The sequence below is a fragment of the Salipiger bermudensis genome (assembly GCF_017309175.1).
Taxonomy (GTDB): Bacteria; Pseudomonadota; Alphaproteobacteria; order Rhodobacterales; family Rhodobacteraceae; genus Salipiger; species Salipiger bermudensis.
In genome coordinates this window covers 69,958-91,691 of the sequence record NZ_JAEKJV010000003.1, presented here as the reverse complement: position 1 = coordinate 91,691, position 21,734 = coordinate 69,958, and the positions used below count along the sequence as shown (strand labels likewise).

Below are 21,734 nucleotides of genomic sequence, written 5' to 3'. Positions count from 1 at the left end.
GGGGGGCTTGCTGTGCATAGGGAATGCACATGAAGACAGGGGCACTGCTCGGCTGTGCCGAGTGGAACTCAGAGTTGATGGGTGCCCGGTTAGACAATTATAAGTTGAAAAATATCGACGGGCGTGGAACACTCACGCCACACGGCATTTCCTGTGCCATTCGGCGTAATTAGCTTTGGAGTCATCGTATGACTCACTTTACTCGCCTCCCAATTGCGGCGTTGCTTCTTTTTCCAATGGCTGCTGTCCCTGCTATTGCGGAAGATTTCCAATACGACACGCCAGCCGATATCGCGGAAACCGATTTCGCTGACGATCCGGACGGGCTTGCGGAAATGCAGCGGCGATGGACCGATGCCATGACGGCTTTCACCGACATGGCCATCGCCGGAAATCCCTGGACGAATGTGAACGATGCGCCCCGGGTCAATTACCTCGATCCGGCGGAATATGATCAGACCGTCAATACGGCGGTGCAGCCGATCACGTGGACGGCCTTTCCCAACAAGGTGAACTGGTATTTCAGCACGTCGCAAGGCACCCCTTATGCGCTCGATCCCGCGCTGACCTATCCGCTGGCAGACAAGGGCAATCTTGCCGACGACGCGGTTCTGCAGACGTGGATCGACGCGCACGGCGCGACGTATGCGAAGACCCTTCGGGCAAACCTGTCGGACGTTCTCGCCAAGTATCCTGCCTTGGGCGAGACGCCGGGCGACAGCTTTGCCGCGGTGTCGATCCCGACCGGCGTCGCGGGCGTCTGTCCGGTGGTGCACTGGGACCAACCGCAGGATCAATGGGCGCTCTATAGCTCGCGGGTCGGCGGGCCGCGGGGGTGGAAGGACGAATACAACGAATGGGTGGTGACCCGGAACGACGGCGGGCAGATCACCAAGATCTCGTTCACGGCGGAGAACCCGGAATACTGGTTCACGCTCTGGGAGGTCGATCCGGAAAAGGTGCTGGGGCTTTACCAGCAGCTTGTTGGACCCCAGGTCGTGATCGAGGATCTCTACCTGCGCGATGCCGAAGGGAACGTGGTCAACGATGCCGCGGGCAATCCCGCCTACAATCCGCTCAACAAGTGGAACTACGGCAACGAGGCGACGGAGACCGGCGGCGGCGCAGTGCACCTGACGAGCCCGCCCAATACGGTGGGCGCAGAGATGTACCTTGGCGGCGCGGCAACGATCCTGCGGGATCTGCCGGGCGATCAGTACAGCCCCGCGAACATGATCTGCTCGGGTCAGTATGGCGGCAACTTCCGCAACTCCGATCCCAATATCGGCATGCAGGGAAACCAGGTGGTGCGCAATGTCGGCAAGCCGATCACGCTGACCAACCCGATCGCGCTGTACATGCAGATGCCGGACTTCTCCAACTACGAGACTCCGGACGGCACGCCCGCTTCCGAGTTCTTCACGGTGGTGCGCGGGCGCACGGCGGCCGAGGCGGGGCCGGATGTCCATTACGACCAGATCCTGCACGCGACCTTCGAGGTGCCGGCCGAGAAGGGCTACACCGTGTCAGACATCGTCATCTCGCCTCCGACGAACGAGGACCGGGTGTTTCCGGGCATGGTCTTGCGTACGCCGCCGCTGCCGATCCTGTATGGCAGCCAGATCGCCGAGACCTTCAACCAGGCGCTGGCGGCGACTGCCTATCTGGACGTGGACCTCGCGGACAGCACGCGCTTCCCACCCGTCGCCGAAAAAAGCCCCGCCTCGGCCCAGAACGGCTGGGCGCAACCGCTGGTGACGATGGCGGTCTTCGACGCAGTTCAGAGCCAGCCGGCGATCTCTGCCGCGACGATCCCGCTCTTGCCATTCGAGACGCCGCCGGGCGTGTCACTGTCGCACATGGCGCTCGAGGTGCTTGGGGGCGCGATGGCGCCGGTGATCGACTATGTGGGGCCGGACGGCACGGTGGCGCAGGGCATCACGGTTACATTGAACGGCGCCATGCCGCAGACCGATGCACCGGCGGAGGACGGCATCTACGAGGTCATTCTCTACGATCTTTCCATCGAGATCGGCTCGGACGTGCCGGACGGCAGCTACGGTGTGCGCGTCACCAATCCCGGCAACGATCCCGATGTGCCGGTACCCGGCAACATCCTTGTCCGGTCCGGCCAGTAGTTCGACAGCGGAGATCAACGTCATGACACGTCCCCTTGTCCTTTCCGCCCTCGGGCTGATCCTGAGCTCCGGAAGTGCGGCGCTGGCGCAGGACGCGCCGTCCTTCCCCTGCCTCAACCCACCGACGCTGGGTCCGACCTTTCCGGGAGACACGCTTCTCAGTGACCAGCAATCGTTCAATTGCTTCGCGTGGCAGGAGTTCATCGCGGTGACCTGGCCGCAGGCAGGCGGAGATCCCGGGGTCTACGGCGATCCGGGCGGCGGGCCCACGGTCTTCGAGACGTTCATGACTTCGGCGGAGCTTATGCCTCCGGCGGATTACGTTGCGCCGCCCGAGGCCGCGGAGGGAGTGCGCCAGCTCGCACGGACCGCGAAGCTCGACGGCAACTTCAACCCCGGGAGCGATATCAACGAGGCGACGCCGGCGACCGCGTGGCTCGCCGACCGGGATGGTAACCTCGTCTGGTACGAGATCCTCGTGAACGACGCGGAGGCCGACTACATCATCGGCAACCAGCTGTTCAAGGCGGCGAGCCAGAGGGCGATGGTCGAGGATGGCGGTCGGATCGACCTGCCAATGGGGGTTTTCAACGACAGCTCGGGAGCGGCGGAGTTCAAGGTCGCATGGCTGTCCGTCACCGACCCCGACGATCCGCGTTGGACGCGGTATCTGACGGCCGATGCCCAGTTCTGCAGCGGGACCGGTGGCGATCAGGTCTGCACGACGGGAACCGTGGCGCTCGTGGGGCTGCACATCCTGCACAAGACCTCGGCGCAGCCAAGCTGGACGTGGTCCACGTTCGATCACGTGGACAATGCGCCGGACCAGGCCCAGGTTGATGCCGGGACGCTCGACCGCGAGTACCGGTTCTACCGCGAAAGCGGGTGTGTCGAGATGCCGGTGCCTGAGTCCTGCGCGGCGTTCGACAACGCAACGACAACCTCTTGCCTGCCGAACGTGTCGCCGGCCTATGCGCTCAAAGATTTCCAAGGCGGGGTGGTGGATCCGGGAAGCGCCTGCCAACCCTACCCGATCCAGGTGACACGCCAGTTTTCGCTGCCGTCGACGAACGAGAACCCGATCGTGGCGACGAACGCCGCGGCACAGGCGATGATCGCTGCGGCCAACCCAGACAGCGTGTTCCAGTACTACCAGCTGGTCAACGTGCTCTGGGCAGACAGTCCGGTCGACGAGAACGCGGGAGCAACCGCGCCGATGTCGCCGCTGTCGGAAACCGCGTTCCGCCCGGCGCTCAATGCGTTCAAGGTGTCGAACCCAATGCTCGAGACCTATGCGCAGGACGTCTCCTGCGTGGAGTGCCATTCCGGCGCGACGATCAAAGATGGCGGTGGCTCGGACGGGGTGCCGGCCTATGCATCGGATTACAGCTTCATCTTCGGAATGGCCCAACAGTAGTCTCAACGGTCTCGATACCCGATCCCGGCGCGTTCGATGTCATTGTCGCGCGCCGAGGCGGTATCGCAGCGGCGTCGAGCCATCGAGCTCTCCGAGGCGAGCTCTCCGGTCGTGATCTCGCAGCCCTGGGCGTCTACGAGGCGTCTGCCCGTCGAAATGCGCCGATGGTCGCGCCGCGCAGGCAATTGCCCCTATCCCTCGACCCAAAGGAAGAACGGTGCCGTCTCGCCAAGCGCGTCGCCGGCATTCGCGACCGACACCGACCGGGTGCCGGGCGCGGCGTCCGCGCCGACATCAACCGTCAGGCGCAGGAGCTGCTGCGGCCCGGGTTCGGAGTTGCCGGGCACCGCGTAGACCACGTCTTCCAGCCCTTCGACCGTTACGGTGATCGCGGCGTCGGGAGATGTATCGCCTTCGCGGAAGAATGCCACCTGCGGGAGCGCTCCCTCCGCCTCGAACGCCGAGCCGAGCAGGGCCAGCGTTGCCGTCGTCCCGGGCATGATCCGCGGCGCCACGATGATCGTGTTCGATGCCAGCGTCATCACCACGCCGCGCGCGTTCGGCACCGCCGTCGCGTTGTATGCGTCCCAGAGGTCCTGATACATGATCTGCTGCGGCTGGGCCTTGGCGAAAGGTGCGGAGAGCCCCGCCACGCAGGGCTGCGGGGCCTGCGGCGTGTCGGCGGCCACCGCGCGGGGGAAGAGCGCCACCTGGATGGTCGGCAGCATCTGGCTGCCGTAGCGGATCGGCTCGCCATCGACCGCGATATCACCGACCTCGAAGCTCACGCCGGCATCGCGCCACGCCTGGGGGATCTCGAATTTCGCGTGCAGGAGGAAGTTGAAGTTGGACGGGAAACCGGGCAGCGTTTCCTGCCCGCGCAGGATGGTCCAGCAATCGGCAGCGCTGGCCCCCTCGGGCAGGTTGGGATCATCGGGCAGGACGTAATTGGTGAAAGTGGGTGTCTGGATGTAAAGGCCGATCGGATCGGCGAGAGACACCCGGAAGCCGCCGCCGAAGCCCACGATCTGGTTCGAAATCTGTCCGATATGCGGGTCTGAATTGCGCATGATCTGGCCATATTGGGCGCAGCAGATCAGATCCGTGCCGTTGGCATTGCCCATGTTGCGCAGGACCGTCGCAGCGCCGGCGAGCCCGAGTTCGGTCTGTAGCGTGTTGGGGGTGGAGGTGAGGTGCATCGCGCCGCCGCCATCGGCCGTCCGGTGCGGGCCGCGGTTCCACTTGTTGAGTGGATTGTAGGCCGGCCGCCCGGTGCCGGGATCGATCACCGGGTTTCCCGCGGCATCGTGCAGTTCCAGATCGGCAAGGGTGATCTGCGGGCGCCCGAGGATCTCCTGATAGATTTCAAGCACCGTCTCGGGCGAAACGGACCAGAGCGTGTACCAGTACTCTGGGTTTTCGCAGACAAAGTCGATGCGGGTGATCCGGCCATCGGTGCGGTCGCCCTCCCGCGTTACGGCCATCTCGCAGTACTCGTCCATCCAGCCGCGCGGACCGTAGGGCTGGAACTGGTTCGTGGGGCCATTCGCGGGGATCTCTCCACCGGTCTGCTCCGCGCAGATCGTGGTGGTCGCAGGGATGGGGGCGATGGGCGCCGAGGTCGAATAGCCGAAATCGACGAACTCGAACCGCTGCTGGTCGCTCAATGCGTCGAGATAGAACACCGCGCGGTTCGGAAAGGCGGTCCAGCTGACCTTCTCGACGATAGAGCCGGTGAGGTCGGTAGACAGCGGGTTGTAGTAGTAATCCTGGTTTGCGGCGAAGAGCGTGGTGAAGGGATTGCCGCGGATCGCCTGTTCCGTCCAGCCGTTGGCGTTGATGTTCCACGCGTCGTTCAACGCTGCCTGCAGCGTCGGATTGGCGGCCAGGTCCTGGATGAACGCGGGTGTCGAAAATGCCGACAACGGGACGCTCTGCGCAAGCGCCGGCCGTGGCAGGCCGGCGGCAAGGGCAGCGGCCGAAGCCCCGGCAAGAAAGCCGCGGCGCGAGAGGTGAGGTGATGCTGTGGGGCCCATGTCCGTCTCTCCTCTCACTCGCCAGCCGGGATTGGCCGGGCGTTCTGAAAGCTGAAGCTGTAGTCCGAAGCAAAAGGCGTCAGCGCATCGTTCTGGCTTGGCCAGGCGAGTTTCGCTCCCATATGGCAACTGATGCAGGTGGTGCCCTGGATATACGTCTCCATCGTGGTGTTCGCGACGGGTCTCTCGGTCGGCGCGGGCCGCATGCCAGAGATCGAGAGCGGGGCGGTCGATGGCGCGCGGTTGGGCGTGTTCTCGTCGACGGGACTGTCCGACCAAAGCACGTCGACCAGCATGTAGTTGGCGAAGACCGAGTCCGGAGCGGCCGCGCGGATCATCGACTGTGCGGCGGCGTTGAGGGACGCGACGAGGTTGTCCTGCCCGTCGGCAATGGCGTGCTCGCGCGCCACCTGTACCGGCATCGGCGGACAGTCCGGCGTGACGCAGAAGCCAGGCGAAGCGTTCGGTGTACAGGATGTCTCGGTCGGCGAGCCGACTTTGGAGGCGTCGCAAAAGAGCGTCCCGTCTGGCCGCGCGACTGAATTGCCGACGCATTGCGCTGGGATCGCCTGCGGCGCGCAGGACGGGTTGAAGAAACGGAACTCGTTGCCCACGTCGCCTGCCGAGACTGCGGCGGCGTCGGGAGCGTTCGCGACATGCTCGAAAGTCGACCAGATCCATTGCGGCTGGCTCTCGGTCTTGTGGATGATGTGAAGACCAACCAGCGCCAGCGTGGCAGTCTCGCAGCTGCCATGCGCGGGGTCGTGGATCAGCGCCTCGGTCAGCTTGTAGGTCGACCAGACGGGCTGAGCAGGGTCGGGGACTTCGACCCAGGCGGATTTGAGCTCGATGGCGCCCACCGCTCCGCCTGTCCGGCCGCGCGGCAGATCCACCTCCTGTCCACCGAGCGTGGCAAGATAGCCCTCCACCGCGTTGTAGAGGCGGTTCGCGACGATGTAGTCGAATTCGTCGCGGTTGATCATGATCTCGTACCAGACCTGGTTGCCGTCCCGGTCGGCGAGCCAGTTGGGCGAGCCGTCGAAGGGGAAGGCCTCGGCAATGTCGTCGGGCGCTTCGAAGTCGATGGAGACCTTGGAGGAGCGGGTCAGGACCCGCGTGCCCGGCGTGTAGGTTTCCGCACAGGCGGCAGGCGCCGGGGGCAGCTCGCCGAAGGGTGGCGGCGGGCTGCCGTCGGGCAGAAAGACGCTGTGGATGTCGGAATAGGTTTCCCAAACGGTGGGTCCGGTGTCGTCCGGTGCGCCGAAATTCGCGACCGGATCGGGGCCTGCCGGCGCATCGATGCCGTCGGCTTTCCAGTTCAGCGCGATGAATTCCTGCCAGGCAAAGCAGTTCAGCGAGTTCTGATCGGTGATCGGGCTGTCCGAGGGGACGGTCGGGTCAAGTGCTGGCGGGTCCAGGCAGGGAAAGGCCGGGCTGTCCTGCGCCGCCGCCACGGTGCCGCCACCAATGAAGAGCCCTGCGGCAAGGCCCGCCGCTGCAATCTTGCGTCTCATCACTCCGGGTCCCTCCCTCAGGAAATCATTGCCGTCGTCCGTTTCGATCAGCCGCCGCAGCATGGTGTGGCGGGGGTGTCCGCCGCGGTGTCCGCAGGCGGTGCGCCCCAATGGAAGCGCGGTACGAAGCCCGGCAGCGCCGCGGCTTCGTCATCGCCCAACCGGTGGCCATCGCTGAGGCGTGTGACGACCGCCGTGACCTCTGGAGCTTCGGGCCCCGAGAGGCCGAGCGCCGCCACGGCCCGCCGGGCAGTCATCAGACGCGTCACGCCATGTCGGATGCAGCGGCCCTTGTCGTCGACGATGCCCATGCCGATGCGCGAGAAGCGGCCCACGTAATTCGGGCAGGCCGGGCCGATATCCCCGGCATCCGCGTCCGGTTTCTCGAGAAAGACATCGATGGTGTAGCTGTCATGGGTGCAGCGCACGCCGGAGAAGGCGATCCAGGGACCGCCCGCGACGGCCGGCGCCGTGGAGAGGTCCGCAGCCTGTGGTTTGTCCTGCGCCGCGCCTTGGCGGGTGGCGCGGTAGGAGGGCACCGTCACCGGCGCATAGTCGTAGCCCAGTCGCCTGCAGTCCTGCGCCATCTGGCCGAGCGTGGTATAGCGCCAGCGCTCGGGGGAGGCCTCGTCCACGGCTGTCGCAAGCGGTCCCACGAAGGGCTGAAGCGGCGTCTGCGTCGTGTACTGCGCACCCGGGTGGGCGCGGATCCAGATCTCCAGCATCCTGTCGATGTTTGCGTGGTAGGAGATAAAGATCGGATCGAAGGCGGTGTAGGCGTTGTCCGCCATGTCGTAGCCGATCCAGCCATGGTAATTGTCATGCGGCTGCTCGTAGAGCCCGTCGAAATTGATCTGCCGGAACGGGTAGAGGTCGTCGGGCTGCGGAGGGGTGAAGACCGGGATGTTGGCCCAAGGCACGCCGGTCGCTCCCCAGGCGCCCTGCGGGGTCGAGAAGCTGTCGAACAGCAGCGCGTCGGCCACCTGCTCCTGAAAGATGCGGGGCATTTCGAAATACCGCGCGCGGTCCGGATCGGCGGGATCGGAAAAGACCTCGAGCCGCTGCACGTAGCGGCATTCGTCGCCGGTGCAGCGGTCGGGCGCGACGTCGCATTTCTTCGATCGGCCATCCTTGGCGGCGGCAAAGCGCAGCGGGTTCGGACGGGTGCTCCCGTCGGGATGCACGTAGGTCTCGTCGAGGAAGGCCTGGGGCAGGCCCGCGCGCGGGCTCGTGGGGTCGGCGGCGTCCCAGGCCATCCAGTCCCAGTAGGGGATCGCCATGCCGATCCTGTCCTCGAGATACATCAGGAACGCGCGGTGCCAGAAGCCGAAAGCCTCCTGGTAGTGCAGGCACCAGTTGGTGTGGAGATAGGCCCATTGCTGCCATGGGCTGGAGGGTGAGGATGTGCCGACATGCATGATGTCATCGAGCGCGGCGCGAAAGGCGGTCAGCTCCGCCGCGCTCAGTGAGGTGATGTCTTTCCGCACGCGCAGGCCTGGATCCGGCTGCACCGGCGGCGGGATCCGCTCCGCTGGATCGAGCGTCGACGTCGCGTCGCGTGGGCAGCCGGCATTGATCCAGGCGCGGAGGGTCTCGAGCGCTTCGTCGGGCCACATCTGCCGCTGGTCGCGGGTCAGTGGCATGTTGCGAGACGCGAGGTGGTTGTAGATCGTGACAGCCCAGGTCGTCACGCTGTCGTAGTCTGTGAAGTCGATGAGATAGGCTGCCATGCAGCGAGTCCAGAAATATCCGACATCCTCTCGCTCCGCCTCGTCGATCCAATATGGCATTGCGAAGAGTGGCGAAATATCGATGTCCCAGACAGGTGGTTTTTCTATCATTTTCTCAAAACTCATCGCGGGATGGCAGAGTTTGAATTCGCTGACGTGAATGAGAGCTTACGACACGTGTCGCGGATTTGCATTACCAATTTGGAGAGTGTTGTGATTTAATTTCTCCTAATGGTAGAGCCTCGATGACTCGCGAGGGCGCCGCGCTGCCCGATCAATTCCGCGCCAGCGGGCAAATGCGGAGGGGCAATCCGGAGAATTGACAGGGAATGTCCATGCAGTCCGTAGCCTACTTGAAGATACACCCCGGAGTAGGCATCGCACGGCTGGGCAATGCGCGCGGCGAAGGGCCTGCCGCGCAGCGGACGGATTATTTTGTCGGTCCGGTGCGCCCCGGTCCGGTGGCGCCACCGCCGGGCGGCTACAAGGTCGAGGGCTGCGTGAAGCGGCAGGCAGCGGAGTTCCGCGTCTTCGCTTACGACGCGGAGGGCGGTTGCCTTGGCGAAGTGACGGCGGCGGAGGCGCGGATCGACTGGACGGTCACCGTGGCCAATACCAAAGCATCCTGGCTGACCTTCAATGGCCAGAAGCCCGGCGCGCCGAGGAACCCGAAGATCTCCGGCCCGGCGCGCGCCGGGCTCGAGATTGCGCCGGGGCCGCGCTCCATCTCGGGTGCGCATGCGGGTCCGGTGCGGTTCGACAGCGGGCAATTCGTGGCCGACCCCGAAACTGCGCCGGTTGCGGTGCCGCTTGGCGAGTTGCTGACCGATGGCGCCGGCCGGCTCCTCGTCCTTGGCGGACATGGGCACTCCGCGGCGCCCGGGGGTGAGCCGATCGAAGATTATGCCAACAATGACGGGTGGCATGACGATACCTCGGACGGGCGGGTTGCCGCGCAGGTCACGCTGTCTGACGGTCGCGTCCTCGACGCCGCGCCGTCATGGGTGATCTGTACGGTGCCGAAATTCGCGCCCGCGCTGGAGAACGTGGTGACGGCGCATGACATGCTTTGGGACCTCTGGGTGCAGGGCCACCCGGAGGAGCGGCCAACGACCACCGACTACTGGACCGACGTGCATCCGGTGCTCCTGCGGATCATGAACGTACGCTGGACCATGGGAACCGGGCCGGTGCACGCTTTCGCCGTCCAGATGGCGATGCGGGAGGCCGCAACCCGCGGCGACCGCAAGGCGCTCTTTGATCGCATCCGCAGCCCTTACGGCGACAATCGTGGGCTGATGAACATGCCGATGCTGTATTCCGACCAGTATGTCTGGCGTCCGCAGGGCGATGCCGGCTTTGCCGTGACGGGCGTGATCTACGACCATCTGCGCCGCTGGGTCGACGCGGGCGCACCCGGGGGGGCGCCGCCCGCGACGCCGGGTGCCGACGCCCCGGTGACGCCCGAGGGGATGGACCGTGCGGCGTTGGAGAATGCCTGTGGCGGGCCGTTCTACCCGGGCATGGAGTTCGGCTGGATGATGCGCGATGTCTACACCTGGGCAGAGCCCTTCCGGCTGGCGGAGGCGCAGCGGGCCTCGGTCACTGGCAAGCTCGAGCCCGGCGACGTGACGAAGCAGATGGCCGTGCCTTGGCAGGCGGATTTCCTGCAGTGCCGGCGCGACACGGTTGACGCTCCGGCGCCCGGGGCGACGAAGGCGCCGCCTGAAGACACGGCGCAGCTCGCCGGGCCGGTCTACTATCCGGGCTGGTGGCCACAGCACAGGCCGGACATGGTGACCCCCTTCGGGCAGACCGTGCCAAGGGTCTGGACCCGGGGGATCGGGATCAACGATACCGCCGGGTTTATTGCAGAGTGGTCGAAACTTGGCTTCGTTCTGGAGCGCGCTGGCGTCTACTGGGAAACCGAGCGCGACCTTCCGGAGCCGCCCGAGCCGACATGACTGTGCACGATGTCGCAGTCATAGGGGCCGGGCCTGCGGGGCTGGCGGCGGCCCTGACGCTGGCAGAGGGCGGCGTTCGGGTGGTCGTGTTGGAGCGGTCCGAGTCGTTTCGCGATACACCCGGCGAGCACCTCGGGCCGGCAGCCCTCCCGGTCCTCGCGCGGCTCGGCTGGACGCCCCGAGCGCCCGGCGCGGTGCCGCTCTCTGCCATCGTCAGCCACTGGCGCGCGGGTCCGCCCGTGCGGCAGGAGGCGCTGTTCGACCCGTATGGCCTCGGCTTCGCCATCGAGCGCGCGACGCTCCTGTCGGATCTCGCCGCACGGGCCGGGGCGGCAGGTGCCGCCCTGCGGTTCGGATCCACCGCGCGAGGGATCTCGGGTCGCCCCGGTGACTGGCGCATCACCTGCGATTCCGGTGACGTGACGGCCGGAGCGATCTTCGACGCAAGCGGCCGGGCGCGGCGCGTGGCGCGGGCGCTCGGGGCGGCCGCGGGAGCGGCTGACGACTTGATCTGCCATCACCGCGTTCTGGCAGGGGCGGACGCGGGCGCGGTCGAGCTCGTTCTGGAAGCCGTGGACCAGGGCTGGTGGTATACCTTGCCTCTGCCGCGGCCCGGCCGGATCGCGGCAGGGTTCGTCACCGACCGCATGACCGGCGCGGTTTGGGAGAGTGCCCTTGGCCGCGCCCCCGCGACGAACGCTCGGATCGGCGGCCTTTCCGAGTGCACCCGCTGCACCGTGCCCTGCGGCAGCCCGGGCGAGCACCTCGCGGGCGGCGCGGGCTGGCGGGGACTGGGGGATGCGCACGCGGCGTCCGATCCGCTGTCGGGCCTTGGTCTCGCGCGGGCGCTGTCGGACGGGCGGGAGGCCGCGCGTGTCTATCTTGGACTTGCTCCGGAACCGGTGCCGTTGCCGCCCCGCAGCGCCGAGACCGCCACGCGCCGCCTGCTCTATGCCGAGGCCGGTGCGCGCTGGCCATGTGCGTCGTTCTGGCGGGCGCGAACCGACGACAAGTGGCGGCCTCTTGCGCTTCGGGAGGAGGCGTAAACCTGCGGTTGCGGGCTGCGCCATCCTCGACATGTATCTGCCCCGGCTCGACGGCTTCGAGCTGGCCGAGCGGGTCGCGGCGATCCGGTTGTCCGCCGACATGACCGGACGGGGCGGGAAAGCCTCTCACCGCCGCCAGTTGTCCGGTGCGTTGCGCGCCGCGTGCGGTCTCAGAACTCGACGCCCTTCTGTGCCTTCACCCCATCCTTGAACGGGTGCTTGAGCAGCGTCATCTCGGTCACGAGGTCGGCCGCCTCGAGCAGCTCGGGCTTGGCGTTGCGCCCGGTCAGGCAGACATGGGTCATCGGCGGCTTCTCGGTGAGGAGGAAATCCACCACCTCGTCGATGTCGAGGTAATCGTAGCGCAGCGCGATGTTGATCTCGTCAAGCAGCACGAACTGGATCTCGGGGTCACGGATCTGGGCCTTGGCGATCTCCCAGCCGTTCCGCGCCGCAGCGATGTCGCGTTCGCGATCCTGCGTGTCCCAGGTGAAGCCCTCGCCGGAGATGAAGAAGCGGCATTCCTCGGAGAAGCGGTTGCGCAGGAACTCGGCTTCGCCCGTGACCCAGTTGCCCTTGATGAACTGGACCACGGCGCAGGGCATGCCATGCCCGATGCAGCGCATGATCATCCCGAAGCCCGAGGAGGACTTGCCCTTTCCGGGGCCGGTATGGACGATGATCAGGCCTTTCTCCTCGGTCTTTCCCTGCATCATTCTGTCGCGGGCGGCCTTGATTTTCTTCATCTTTTCTTTGTGACGGGCGTTTTCGTCGGCGGGTGTCTCGTCGCTCACCGGAAGCTCCTTCGCTTGACAAGGGCGGAAATTGCGGCGCATCTGGCACCACGCTGGTGCCTGTGTAAACAGGTGAAAAGGGAATGCGCCAGCCCGGGAAACCGGGTCAAGCGCAGCCGCCCCCGCGACCGTGACCGGAAAGGTCCTCCACCGCCACTGGCCTCGCGCCGGGAAGGCAGGGGGGCCGCTGGATGGCGCTGCCATCCTGCATCCGCAAGCCGGGAGACCTGCCAGCGCAAGACGACACCAAGACCGGACGGGGTGTGCCGGGGACGGGTTCATGCCGCCGGTTCATGCCGGGGGTGATCCTGCTCGCATGCCTTTGCCGACACCAGCGGAGAGGCCTGTGCAGAACGATCCACAATCCAGCGCCGAGAGCGAGCTCCTCGTTTGCGTCAAGTGCCGCCGCGGCGCCGAGGCGCCCGCCGATGACCGCCGTCCGGGGCGCCGCCTCTACGACCGGCTGTGCGCGCTCGGGCCCCCCGAGGGGGTGCGGCTGCGCGCCGTGGAGTGCCTGCAAAACTGCGAGGCGGGCTGCACCGTGGCGCTGCGCGGCGCGGGCCGGTGGACCTATGTCTACGGGCAGCTCGACGACGAGGCCCATGCCGAGACGCTGCTCGACGGCGCCGGCCGTTATCACGCCACCGCCGACGGGCTGATCCCGTGGCGCGAGCGTCCGGAGCATTTCAAGCGCAACTGCGTGGCGCGCGTGCCGCCCGCGACCTTTCCAGACCCCGTTCAGGAGACCGACCAATGAGCGACCTCAGCAAGCTGCCCGTCACCGTGATCACCGGCTTTCTCGGCTCCGGCAAGACCACGCTGATCACCGAGCTGATGAAGACCCCCGGCGGCAAGCGCCTTGCAGTGGTGGTCAACGAGTTCGGCGATGTGGGCGTCGATGGCGAGATCCTCAAGGGGTGTGCGATCCCCGACTGCCCGGCCGAGAACATCATGGAGCTGTCGAACGGTTGCATCTGCTGCACCGTGGCGGATGACTTCATCCCCACCATTGAGGCGCTGATGGCGCTCGAGCCGCGCCCCGATCACATCCTGATCGAGACCTCGGGGCTGGCGCTGCCGAAGCCGCTCCTGAAGGCGTTCGAATGGCCCGACATCCGCTCGCGGATCACCGTCGACGGCGTGATCGCGCTGGCCGACGCCGAGGCGGTGGCGGCGGGGCGTTTCGCGCCCGACGTGGCGCGGGTCGACGCGCAGCGCGCCGCCGATGACAGCCTCGATCACGAGACCCCGCTGTCGGAGGTGTTCGAGGACCAGATCGCCTGCGCCGACATCGTGCTGCTGACCAAGCCCGATCTCGCCGGTCCCGACGGCGTCGCGCGCGCCAGGGAGATCATCGCCGCCGAGGCGCCGCGCCCGATCCCGGTGATCGAGGTGGCCGAGGGCGTGGTCGATGCCCGCGTGATCCTCGGGCTCGAGGCGGCGGCCGAGGATGACATGGCGGCGCGCCCGAGCCACCACGACACCCCGCATGACCACGACCACGACGAGTTCGACTCGATCGCGGTGGAGCTCCCCGAGCTGTCGGATCCCGCCGCCCTCGTCCGCGCCATCGAGGGGCTCGCGCGCGAGCACAACATCCTGCGGGTCAAGGGCTATGCCGCGGTGGCGGGCAAGCCGATGCGCCTGCTCGTGCAGGCGGTCGGTGCGCGGGTGCGTCACCAGTTCGACCGGCCTTGGGGCGCGGGCGAGGCGCGGCAGGGCCGGTTGGTGGTGATCGCCGAGCATGACGACATCCGCCGCGACGTGATCGAGGCGGCGCTCGGCACCGTCCGCCAACCCGCCGAGTAAGGCCCGCCCGCCATGCACGTCATCTTCCGCGAAAGCCACGGGCTCGAGGAAAGCGAGACCCCCACCGATCTCGGGCAGAGCCCGGCGGATCTGGTGGTGCTGTCGTTCTCCGACAGCGATCTCGGGGCCTTCGCTGAGGCGTGGCACCGGGCGGCTGGCGGCCTGCCGGAGCTGCGGCTGGCCAATCTCGCGGCGCTGAAGCATCCGCTGTCGGTCGACACCTATGTCGAGCAGACGCTGGCGGGCGCGAAGGGCATCCTGATCCGGCTGATCGGCGGGATGCCCTACTGGTCCTACGGTCTGGCGCAGGTGCGGGTGCTGGCGCAGCAACGAGGGATCGCGCTGGCGGTGCTTCCCGCCGACGGGCGCGAGGATGCGCAGCTCGATGCGGTCTCGACCCTGCCGGGCTCGACCCTGCGGCGGCTGGCGCTTCTCTGCGACACCGGCGGCGCGGTGGCGGCGCAGGCGGCGCTGGCCCAGATGGCGCTGGCGGCAGGGCTCTATGCCGGGCCGGTGCCGGGCTCGAAGGCGCTGCCGCCGTGGGGGCTTTGGACGCCTGAGCACGGCGTGATCGAGAGCGTGCCGCCGCGCGCTTCGGTTGATCCGCAGGGCGCACTGGCCGGGCGCCGGGTGCTGGTGGTGTTCTACCGCTCCTACCTCGTGGCCGCCGACATGGCCCCGGTCGAGGCGCTGTTTGCGCAGTTCCGCGCCGAGGGGGCCGAGGTTCTGGCGCTGTTTGCGCCCTCGCTCAAGGTCGCCGCGCTGACCGATGAGATCGAGGGAGCGATCAGGGCGTTCGCCCCGGATGCAATCGTGAACCTGACGGCGTTCTCGGGCCGTGGCGAGAGCGGCGGCTCGGTGCTCGACGTGGCCGGAGTGCCGGTGTTTCAGGCCGCGCTCGCGACCTCTACCCGGCGCGCGTGGGAAGAGGCCGAGCGCGGGCTCTCGCCGGCCGATCTGGCCATGCACGTGGTGCTGCCCGAAGTCGACGGGCGGCTCAGCGGCGGGGTGATCTCGTTCAAGGAGTCGGGCACGCGCGATCCGGCGCTGCAATTCGCCCGCATGGTCCACCGCCCGCACGCGGCGCGGGTGGCCGCACTGGTGGCGCGGGTCGCGGGCTGGCTGCGTCTGTCCTCGTCCGACGCGGCGAAGCGGCGGGTGGCGCTGGTGCTGTCGACCTATCCCGGCAAGGACTGGCAGATGGGCCACGCGGTCGGGCTCGACGCGCTGGCCTCGGCGGCGGCGATGTTCGAGGATCTGCGCGCGGCGGGCTACGACATTCCGGCGACGACGGGGGATCTGACCGCGCGATTGATGGCGCGCGACCTGCGCTGGCCGCTTGCAGAGTACCGCGCCGCGCTGGCCGCCCTGCCGCAGACGCTGCGCGACGATCTCGCCGCCGCATGGGGGGCGCCGGAGGACGATCCGAGCTGCGAGGACGGCGCGTTCCGTTTTCCGGCGGTCGAACTTGGCGCGGGGCTGCTGGCCCTGCAGCCCGAGCGCGGCACGCCCGCGCGGCGCGAGGACGACTACCACGATCTGCAGCGCGTGCCGCGCCATGGCTACGTGGCGTTCTATCTCTGGCTGCAGGGCCGGGCCGACGCGCTGGTCCATATCGGGGCGCATGGCACGCTGGAATGGCTGCCGGGCAAGTCGGTGGCGCTGTCCGAGCGCTGCTGGCCCGAGGCGCTGACCGGCGCGCTGCCGGTGATCTACCCGTTCATCGTCAACGATCCGGGCGAGGCGGCGCAGGCCAAGCGCCGCATCGGCGCGGTCACGCTGGGCCACATCCCGCCTCCGCTGAAACAGGCCGGCACGCCGGAGCGGCTGGCCCGGCTCGAGGCGCTGCTGGACGAGTTCTCCACGGCGGACGGGCTCGACCCGCGCCGCCGCGACCGGTTGCAGGGCGACATCCGGGAGGAGGCCCGCAGCCTCGGGGTCGAGGACGATCTGGGGCTCGATGCCGCCGGGTGCAGCGCCGAGGCGATCACCCGCATCGACCGCTTCGTCTGCGATGTGAAGGAAAGCCATTTCGGCGAGGGGCTGCATGTCTGGGGCCGCCCGGCGCGGCCCGGCGCCCCGTTCGAGACCGCGGCCTCGGTCGACGCGGAGCGCGCCGCGCTGCTTTCGGCGCTCGAGGGCCGGTGGATCGCGCCGGGGCCGTCGGGCTCGCCCTACCGGGGCCGGGGCGACGTTTTGCCCACCGGGCGCAACCTCTTCACCACCGATCCGCGCACGGTGCCGACGCGCGCCGCCCACGCTCAGGGCGTGCGCCTCGCCGACGAGCTTGTCCGCCGGTACCTGCAGGACGAAGGCGACTGGCCGCGCGGGCTGGTGGTCGATCTCTGGGGCTCGGCCACCATGCGCACCGCCGGCGAGGAGTTCGCCATGACGCTGCACCTGCTGGGCTGCCGCCCGGTCTGGGATGCGGGCAGCGAGCGGGTGAGCGGCATCGAGGTGCTGCCCATCGCCGAGCTCGACCGCCCGCGCATCGACGTCACGCTGCGGGTCTCGGGACTGTTCCGCGATGTCTTTCCCACGCTCTCGGCGCTGTTTGCCAGCGCGGTGCGGGCGCTCGCGGCCCGCGACGAGGCGGCGGATTTCAACCCCTACGTCCTGCGCCCCGGCGCGCGGGTCTACGGGCCGCGACCGGGCAGCTTCGGGCTGGGGATGCTGGACGCGCTCGAGGATTACAGCGAGGACGGGCGTCGCCGCGCCGGCGAGGCGTGGCTGGCGGCCTCGAGCTGGGCGCTCGACGGCGAGACCGCGGCGCATGATCCCGCCGGGCTACGCGGGCAGGTCGCCGCGGCGGACGGTTTCGTGCACCCGCAAGACCTGCCCGAGAGCGACCTGCTGCTGGCCGCCGACTATGCCGCGCACGAGGCGGGCTTTGCGGCGGCCACGGAGATCACCGGCGGCGCGGCGCGGCTCTACCATCTCGACAACACCGATCCGGCGCGCCCGCGTGCCCGCGCGCTGAGCGAGGAGGTCGCGCGCGTCGTGCAGGCCCGCGCCGGGTCGCGCGGCTGGATGCAGGGGATGCGGGCGCATGGCTTTCGCGGTGCCGCCGAGATCGCCGCGACGCTCGATCACATGGCCGCCTTCGCGCATCTCGCCGGGGTCGTGGGGCCGCATCTCTTCGATCTCTATTACGAGGCCACGCTGGGCGATGACGACATCGCGGGCTTCATGGCCGAGGCCAACCCGCAGGCGCTCGAGGCGCTGCGGGCGCGGTTCCGGGCCCTGGCGGAGGCCGGGCTGTGGCAGAGCCGGCGCAATTCGATCCGTGCCGCGCTGGAGACGGGGGCATGAGCCGGGTGAAGGGCTGGTGTCCGGGCGCGCATCGCCCGATGATGTCGGGCGACGGGCTGGTGGTGCGGGTGCGTCCGAGGCTGGCGAGGCTCGACCGCGCGCAGGCGCTGGGGCTTGCGGCACTGGCGCAGCGCTTCGGCAGTGGTGTCATCGATCTGACCAGCCGCGCCAACCTGCAGATCCGCGGCGTGGCCGAGGCCGATCACGAGGTGCTGCTGCAGGAGTTGGCGCGGCTTCATCTGCTCGATGCCGATGCGAGCCTCGAACGCCGGCGCAACGTGCTTGTCACGCCGTTCTGGCACGCAGGCGATCTGACAGAGCGCCTCACGCAGGCGCTGCTCGCGGCGCTGCCCGCGCTGCCGGAGCTGCCGGCGAAGGTAGGCTTTGCCATCGACACCGGCGTGGCGCCGCTGCTGGCGGGAGCTTCGGCGGATCTCCGGTTCGAGCGCGGAACCTCGGGCCTGATCCTGCGCGCCGACGGGGCCGCAAGCGGCAGGCCGGTGCCGGAGCAGGGGGCGATCCCGGCGCTGCTCGAGATGGCGCGGTGGTTCGACGCCCGGCGCAGCGACAGCGCGCGGCGGATGCGCGCGGTGCTCGGACAGGCAGCGTTGCCCGAGGGCTGGCAAACCGAGGCGCCCCGCGCCGCCGGCGTGCCCCCCGAGCCGGGGCCGCACGCGGCGGGCATGGTGATCGGCGCCGCCTTCGGCCAATTCGACGCTGCCGAGCTGGCGCGGCTGCTGGACGACAGCTATGCACCGGCGATCCGCGTGACGCCGTGGCGGATGCTGCTGCTCGAAGGGGTCGCCGACCTGCCTGCCGGCCCCTTCATCACCGCGCCCGGCGACCCCCTGCTTGGCGTCGACGCCTGCCCGGGCGCGCCATTCTGCGCCTCGGCCAGCGTCGAGACGCGGCCATTGGCCCGCAAACTGGCTGCGAGACTGGCCCGCGATGCCGCGGGACCGGGCGGGCTGCACGTCTCGGGCTGCGCCAAGGGCTGTGCCCGCGCGCGCCCCGCCGCCCGTACCCTTGTCGGGCGCGACGGCCGGTTCGACCTCGTCGAGGACGGCTGCGCCGGCGACCCCCCAAACCGAACCGGGCTCAGCCCCGAAGACCTTGTGACCGGAGCCATCTAGCCGATGACCTATACCTACCAGACCGACGGCGCGGCGATCTATGCCGAGAGCTTCGCCACCATCCGCGCCGAAGCCGCGCTCGACCGGTTCCCCCCCGAGGACGAACCGGTGGTGGTGCGCATGATCCATGCCGCCGGCATGGTCGGGCTCGAGGCGCATGTGCGGCTGTCGGAGGGCTTCACCGCCCGCGCCCGGGCCGCGCTCGGGGCCGGTGCGCCGATCCTGTGCGACGCGCGCATGGTGTCCGAGGGCATTACCCGCCCGCGCCTGCCGGCGGACAACCGGGTGATCTGTACCCTGCATGATCCGCAGGTGCCCGCGCTGGCCAAGGAGATGGGCAACACCCGCTCCGCCGCCGCGCTGGAGCTCTGGCGGCCGCATCTGGAGGGCGCTCTGGTGGCGATCGGCAACGCGCCGACGGCGCTGTTCCACCTGCTCAACATGCTGCAGGACCCCGGCTGCCCGCGCCCGGCGGCGATCATCGGCTGCCCGGTGGGGTTCGTGGGCGCCGCCGAGAGCAAGGCGGCGCTCTGGGCCGACCAGCCAACGCCCTGCTGCGTCGTCGAGGGCCGGCTCGGCGGTAGCGCCATCACCGTGGCCGCCGTCAACGCCATCGCGAGCCGCGCCGAATGAGCGGCGCGGTCCCTCCCGGCACGGTCTACGGCCTCGGTCTCGGCCCGGGCGATCCGGACCTGATGACCGTGCGCGCCGACCGGCTGCTGCGCGGCGCGCGCCACGTGGCCTTCTTCCGCAAGGCCGGGCGCAAGGGGCAGGCGCGCGGCATCGTCGAGGGGCTGCTTCCCGAAGGCGCGCAGGAATTGCCGATGGAATACCCGGTCACCACCGAGATCCCGTTCACCGACCCCGAGTACAACCGGCTTCTGGCGGAGTTCTACGAGGCCTGCACCGAGCGGCTCGCGGCGCTGGCCGAGGCCGGCGAGGACGTGGTGGTGCTCTGCGAGGGCGATCCGTTCTTCTATGGTTCGTTCATGCATCTCTACATGCGGCTGGCCGACCGGGTGCCGCTCGAGGTGGTGCCGGCGATAACCGGCATGTCGGCGGCCTGGACCGCGACCGGCGCACCGATCACCTGGGGCGACGACATGCTGAGCGTGCTCATGGGCACGCTGCCCGAGGACATGCTCGCGGCGCGCATGGCCGAAAGCGACGCGCTGGTGGTGATGAAGATCGGGCGCAACCTCGACAAGGTGCGCCGGGCGCTGCGCCGCGCCGGGCGGTTCGATGCCGCCTGGCTGGTGGAGTTCGCCTCGATGCCGGGGCAGAGCGTGCAGCGCCTCGCCGAGGCCGAGGGCCGGGTGACGCCCTATTTCTCGATCATCGTGGTGCATGGACAGGGGCGGCGGCCATGACCGGGCGCGTGGTGGTGGCCGGGCTCGGACCCGGCGCCGAGGCGCTGGTGACGCCCGAGGTGCGCGCGGCGCTGGCCGCGGCCACCGACGTGATCGGCTACATCCCCTACGTCGCGCGCGTGGCCGACCGGCCCGGACTGGTCAAGCACGCCTCCGACAACCGGGTCGAGCTGGACCGGGCGCGCCATGCGCTCGAGCTGGCCGGGCAGGGGCGGCGCGTGGTGGTGGTATCGTCGGGCGATCCCGGCGTCTTCGCCATGGCCTCGGCGCTGTTCGAGGCGGTGGAGGCCGGGCCGCCCGCGTGGTGCGATCTGCGCATCGAGGTGCTGCCCGGCATCACCGCCATGCTGGCGGCGGCGGCGCGGGCCGGCGCGCCGCTCGGACATGATTTCTGCGCCATCAACCTGAGCGACAATCTCAAGCCCTGGGCGCTGATCGAGAAACGGCTGCGGCTGGCGGTCGAGGCGGATTTCGCCATGGCGCTCTACAATCCGCGCTCCAAGGCGCGGCCCGAGGGCTTCGTCCGTGCGCTCGACCTGCTCCGCGAGGCCTGCAACGACGCCCGCCCGGTGATCTTTGCCCGCGCCGTGTCGACCCCCGAGGAATCGCTGCGCGTGGTGCCGCTGCCCGAGTGCCGGCCCGAGATGGCCGACATGCGCACGGTGGTGCTGGTGGGTTCCTCCCGGACCCGGGTGATCGCGCGGACGGGCGCGCCTTACGTCTTCACCCCGAGGTCGGCATGACCGAGCCAGCGCATCACCGCCCTTGGATCGTGGGTCTCGGCCCGGTCGGGCAGGGTGGGCCGGTCAATCATGAGAACCGGCAGCCCAAGCTGGCGCGCGGCGGCGATCTTGGCCACCGCGCCGGGGCCGCCGGCATTCTTGGCGACCACGAGCTCGGTGCCATGCGCGCGCATCAGCGCCAGATCGCCTGCGAGCGTGAAGGGGCCGCGCGCGACGACGCAGTCGTGGCGCGGCAGCGGCACCGCCTCCGGCGCATCAATGAGGCGCAGCAGATAGTGGTGCTGTGGCTGGGCGGCGAAGGCTTCGAGGTGCATCCGGCCCACCGCGAGAAAGACCCGCATCGCGGGGCGGTCGAGCGCGGCCACCGCGCCGGCGATGTCGGGCACGCGCTGCCAGCGATCCCCGGCCTGCGGCTGCCACGGCGCCCGGCTGAGCGCGAGGAGCGGCAGGTTCAGCGCGTCGCAGGCCTGCGCGGCGTTGCGGCTCATCTGCGCGGCGAACGGGTGGGTTGCGTCGATCACATGGGTGATGCGCTGCTCTCGCAGGTAGCGCGCCAGCCCCTCCGCCCCGCCGAAGCCGCCGGTGCGGGTCGGCAACGGCTGCGCGGCGGGCGCCTTGGTGCGCCCTGCGAGCGACAGCCGCGCCGCGATGCCGGCCCCGGCCAGCAGCGCCGCGAGGGCCGAGGCCTCGGTGGTGCCACCAAGCAGAAGGGGGCGCGGCATGTCTGG

At 68.9% G+C, this 21,734-nt stretch carries 16 protein-coding genes and 1 riboswitch; of the genes, 11 read left to right on the top strand and 5 right to left on the bottom strand.

Features of this window, described 5'->3' with window-relative positions; all coding sequences use genetic code 11:
* Nucleotides 1-359: 359 nt before the first annotated feature.
* Both JF542_RS05265 and JF542_RS05260 read left to right on the top strand, forming a co-directional pair.
* Complete coding sequence (locus tag JF542_RS05265; RefSeq protein ID WP_207075014.1) at nt 360-2,138, top strand: hypothetical protein; 1,779 nt, start codon at nt 360-362, stop codon at nt 2,136-2,138.
* 22 nt (nt 2,139-2,160) lie between these two features.
* Nucleotides 2,161-3,555: a hypothetical protein gene (locus JF542_RS05260; RefSeq protein ID WP_207075013.1), complete on the top strand. Its 1,395-nt coding sequence runs from the start codon at nt 2,161-2,163 to the stop codon at nt 3,553-3,555.
* A gap of 191 nt (nt 3,556-3,746) precedes the next feature.
* Here JF542_RS05260 and JF542_RS05255 read toward each other — a convergent pair whose 3' ends face one another.
* From JF542_RS05255 to JF542_RS05245, 3 genes are all read right to left on the bottom strand, one after another.
* Nucleotides 3,747-5,480: a hypothetical protein gene (locus JF542_RS05255; RefSeq protein ID WP_207075012.1), complete on the bottom strand. Its 1,734-nt coding sequence runs from the start codon at nt 5,478-5,480 to the stop codon at nt 3,747-3,749.
* 125 nt (nt 5,481-5,605) lie between these two features.
* Nucleotides 5,606-7,105 carry a hypothetical protein gene (locus tag JF542_RS05250; RefSeq protein ID WP_207075011.1) on the bottom strand — a complete coding sequence of 500 codons (1,500 nt, stop codon included), beginning with the start codon at nt 7,103-7,105 and terminating at the stop codon, nt 5,606-5,608.
* Between the two features lie 47 nt (nt 7,106-7,152).
* Complete coding sequence (locus tag JF542_RS05245) at nt 7,153-8,835, bottom strand: tyrosinase family protein (protein ID WP_242533596.1); 1,683 nt, start codon at nt 8,833-8,835, stop codon at nt 7,153-7,155.
* A gap of 335 nt (nt 8,836-9,170) precedes the next feature.
* Between JF542_RS05245 and JF542_RS05240 the strand changes: the two genes are divergently transcribed.
* Together JF542_RS05240 and JF542_RS05235 are read left to right on the top strand one after the other, a co-directional pair.
* Nucleotides 9,171-10,799 (top strand): LodA/GoxA family CTQ-dependent oxidase, encoded by a 1,629-nt coding sequence (locus JF542_RS05240; RefSeq protein ID WP_207075009.1) that lies wholly within the window; start codon nt 9,171-9,173, stop codon nt 10,797-10,799.
* On the top strand, nt 10,796-11,845 hold the full coding sequence (locus tag JF542_RS05235) for an FAD-dependent oxidoreductase (protein WP_207075008.1): 1,050 nt from the start codon (nt 10,796-10,798) through the stop codon (nt 11,843-11,845). Before JF542_RS05240 ends, JF542_RS05235 begins: the two co-directional genes overlap by 4 nt.
* Before the next feature lie 170 nt (nt 11,846-12,015).
* On the opposite strand, the gene cobO is transcribed toward JF542_RS05235, so the two are convergent.
* A complete protein-coding gene (gene cobO, locus JF542_RS05230) occupies nt 12,016-12,681 on the bottom strand; it encodes a cob(I)yrinic acid a,c-diamide adenosyltransferase (RefSeq protein WP_242533595.1) in 666 nt (221 codons plus the stop codon).
* A riboswitch (cobalamin riboswitch) is annotated at nt 12,677-12,888 on the top strand. (Overlaps the previous gene by 5 nt.)
* A gap of 97 nt (nt 12,889-12,985) precedes the next feature.
* Between cobO and JF542_RS05225 the strand changes: the two genes are divergently transcribed.
* Genes JF542_RS05225 through cobJ form a run of 7 tightly spaced genes read left to right on the top strand, consistent with a single transcriptional unit; the run spans nt 12,986 to nt 21,006 of the window.
* Nucleotides 12,986-13,396 (top strand): DUF1636 family protein, encoded by a 411-nt coding sequence (locus JF542_RS05225; RefSeq protein ID WP_340689139.1) that lies wholly within the window; start codon nt 12,986-12,988, stop codon nt 13,394-13,396.
* Nucleotides 13,393-14,448 (top strand): cobalamin biosynthesis protein CobW, encoded by a 1,056-nt coding sequence (gene cobW / locus JF542_RS05220; protein ID WP_207075005.1) that lies wholly within the window; start codon nt 13,393-13,395, stop codon nt 14,446-14,448. The genes JF542_RS05225 and cobW overlap by 4 nt, the downstream gene beginning before the upstream one ends.
* A gap of 12 nt (nt 14,449-14,460) precedes the next feature.
* Nucleotides 14,461-17,760 (top strand): cobaltochelatase subunit CobN, encoded by a 3,300-nt coding sequence (gene cobN / locus JF542_RS05215; RefSeq protein ID WP_207075004.1) that lies wholly within the window; start codon nt 14,461-14,463, stop codon nt 17,758-17,760.
* On the top strand, nt 17,757-18,893 hold the full coding sequence (locus JF542_RS05210; protein WP_207075003.1) for a cobalamin biosynthesis protein CobG: 1,137 nt from the start codon (nt 17,757-17,759) through the stop codon (nt 18,891-18,893). Before cobN ends, JF542_RS05210 begins: the two co-directional genes overlap by 4 nt.
* Before the next feature lie 3 nt (nt 18,894-18,896).
* A complete protein-coding gene (locus JF542_RS05205) occupies nt 18,897-19,526 on the top strand; it encodes a precorrin-8X methylmutase (protein ID WP_207075002.1) in 630 nt (209 codons plus the stop codon).
* On the top strand, nt 19,523-20,263 hold the full coding sequence (locus JF542_RS05200; protein ID WP_207075001.1) for a precorrin-2 C(20)-methyltransferase: 741 nt from the start codon (nt 19,523-19,525) through the stop codon (nt 20,261-20,263). The genes JF542_RS05205 and JF542_RS05200 overlap by 4 nt, the downstream gene beginning before the upstream one ends.
* A complete protein-coding gene (gene cobJ, locus JF542_RS05195; RefSeq protein ID WP_207075000.1) occupies nt 20,260-21,006 on the top strand; it encodes a precorrin-3B C(17)-methyltransferase in 747 nt (248 codons plus the stop codon). Before JF542_RS05200 ends, cobJ begins: the two co-directional genes overlap by 4 nt.
* Here cobJ and JF542_RS05190 read toward each other — a convergent pair.
* On the bottom strand, nt 20,979-21,728 hold the full coding sequence (locus JF542_RS05190) for a cobalt-precorrin-6A reductase (protein WP_207075196.1): 750 nt from the start codon (nt 21,726-21,728) through the stop codon (nt 20,979-20,981). The two genes, cobJ and JF542_RS05190, sit on opposite strands and share 28 nt — an antisense overlap.
* Between the last annotated feature and the right edge of the window lie 6 nt (nt 21,729-21,734).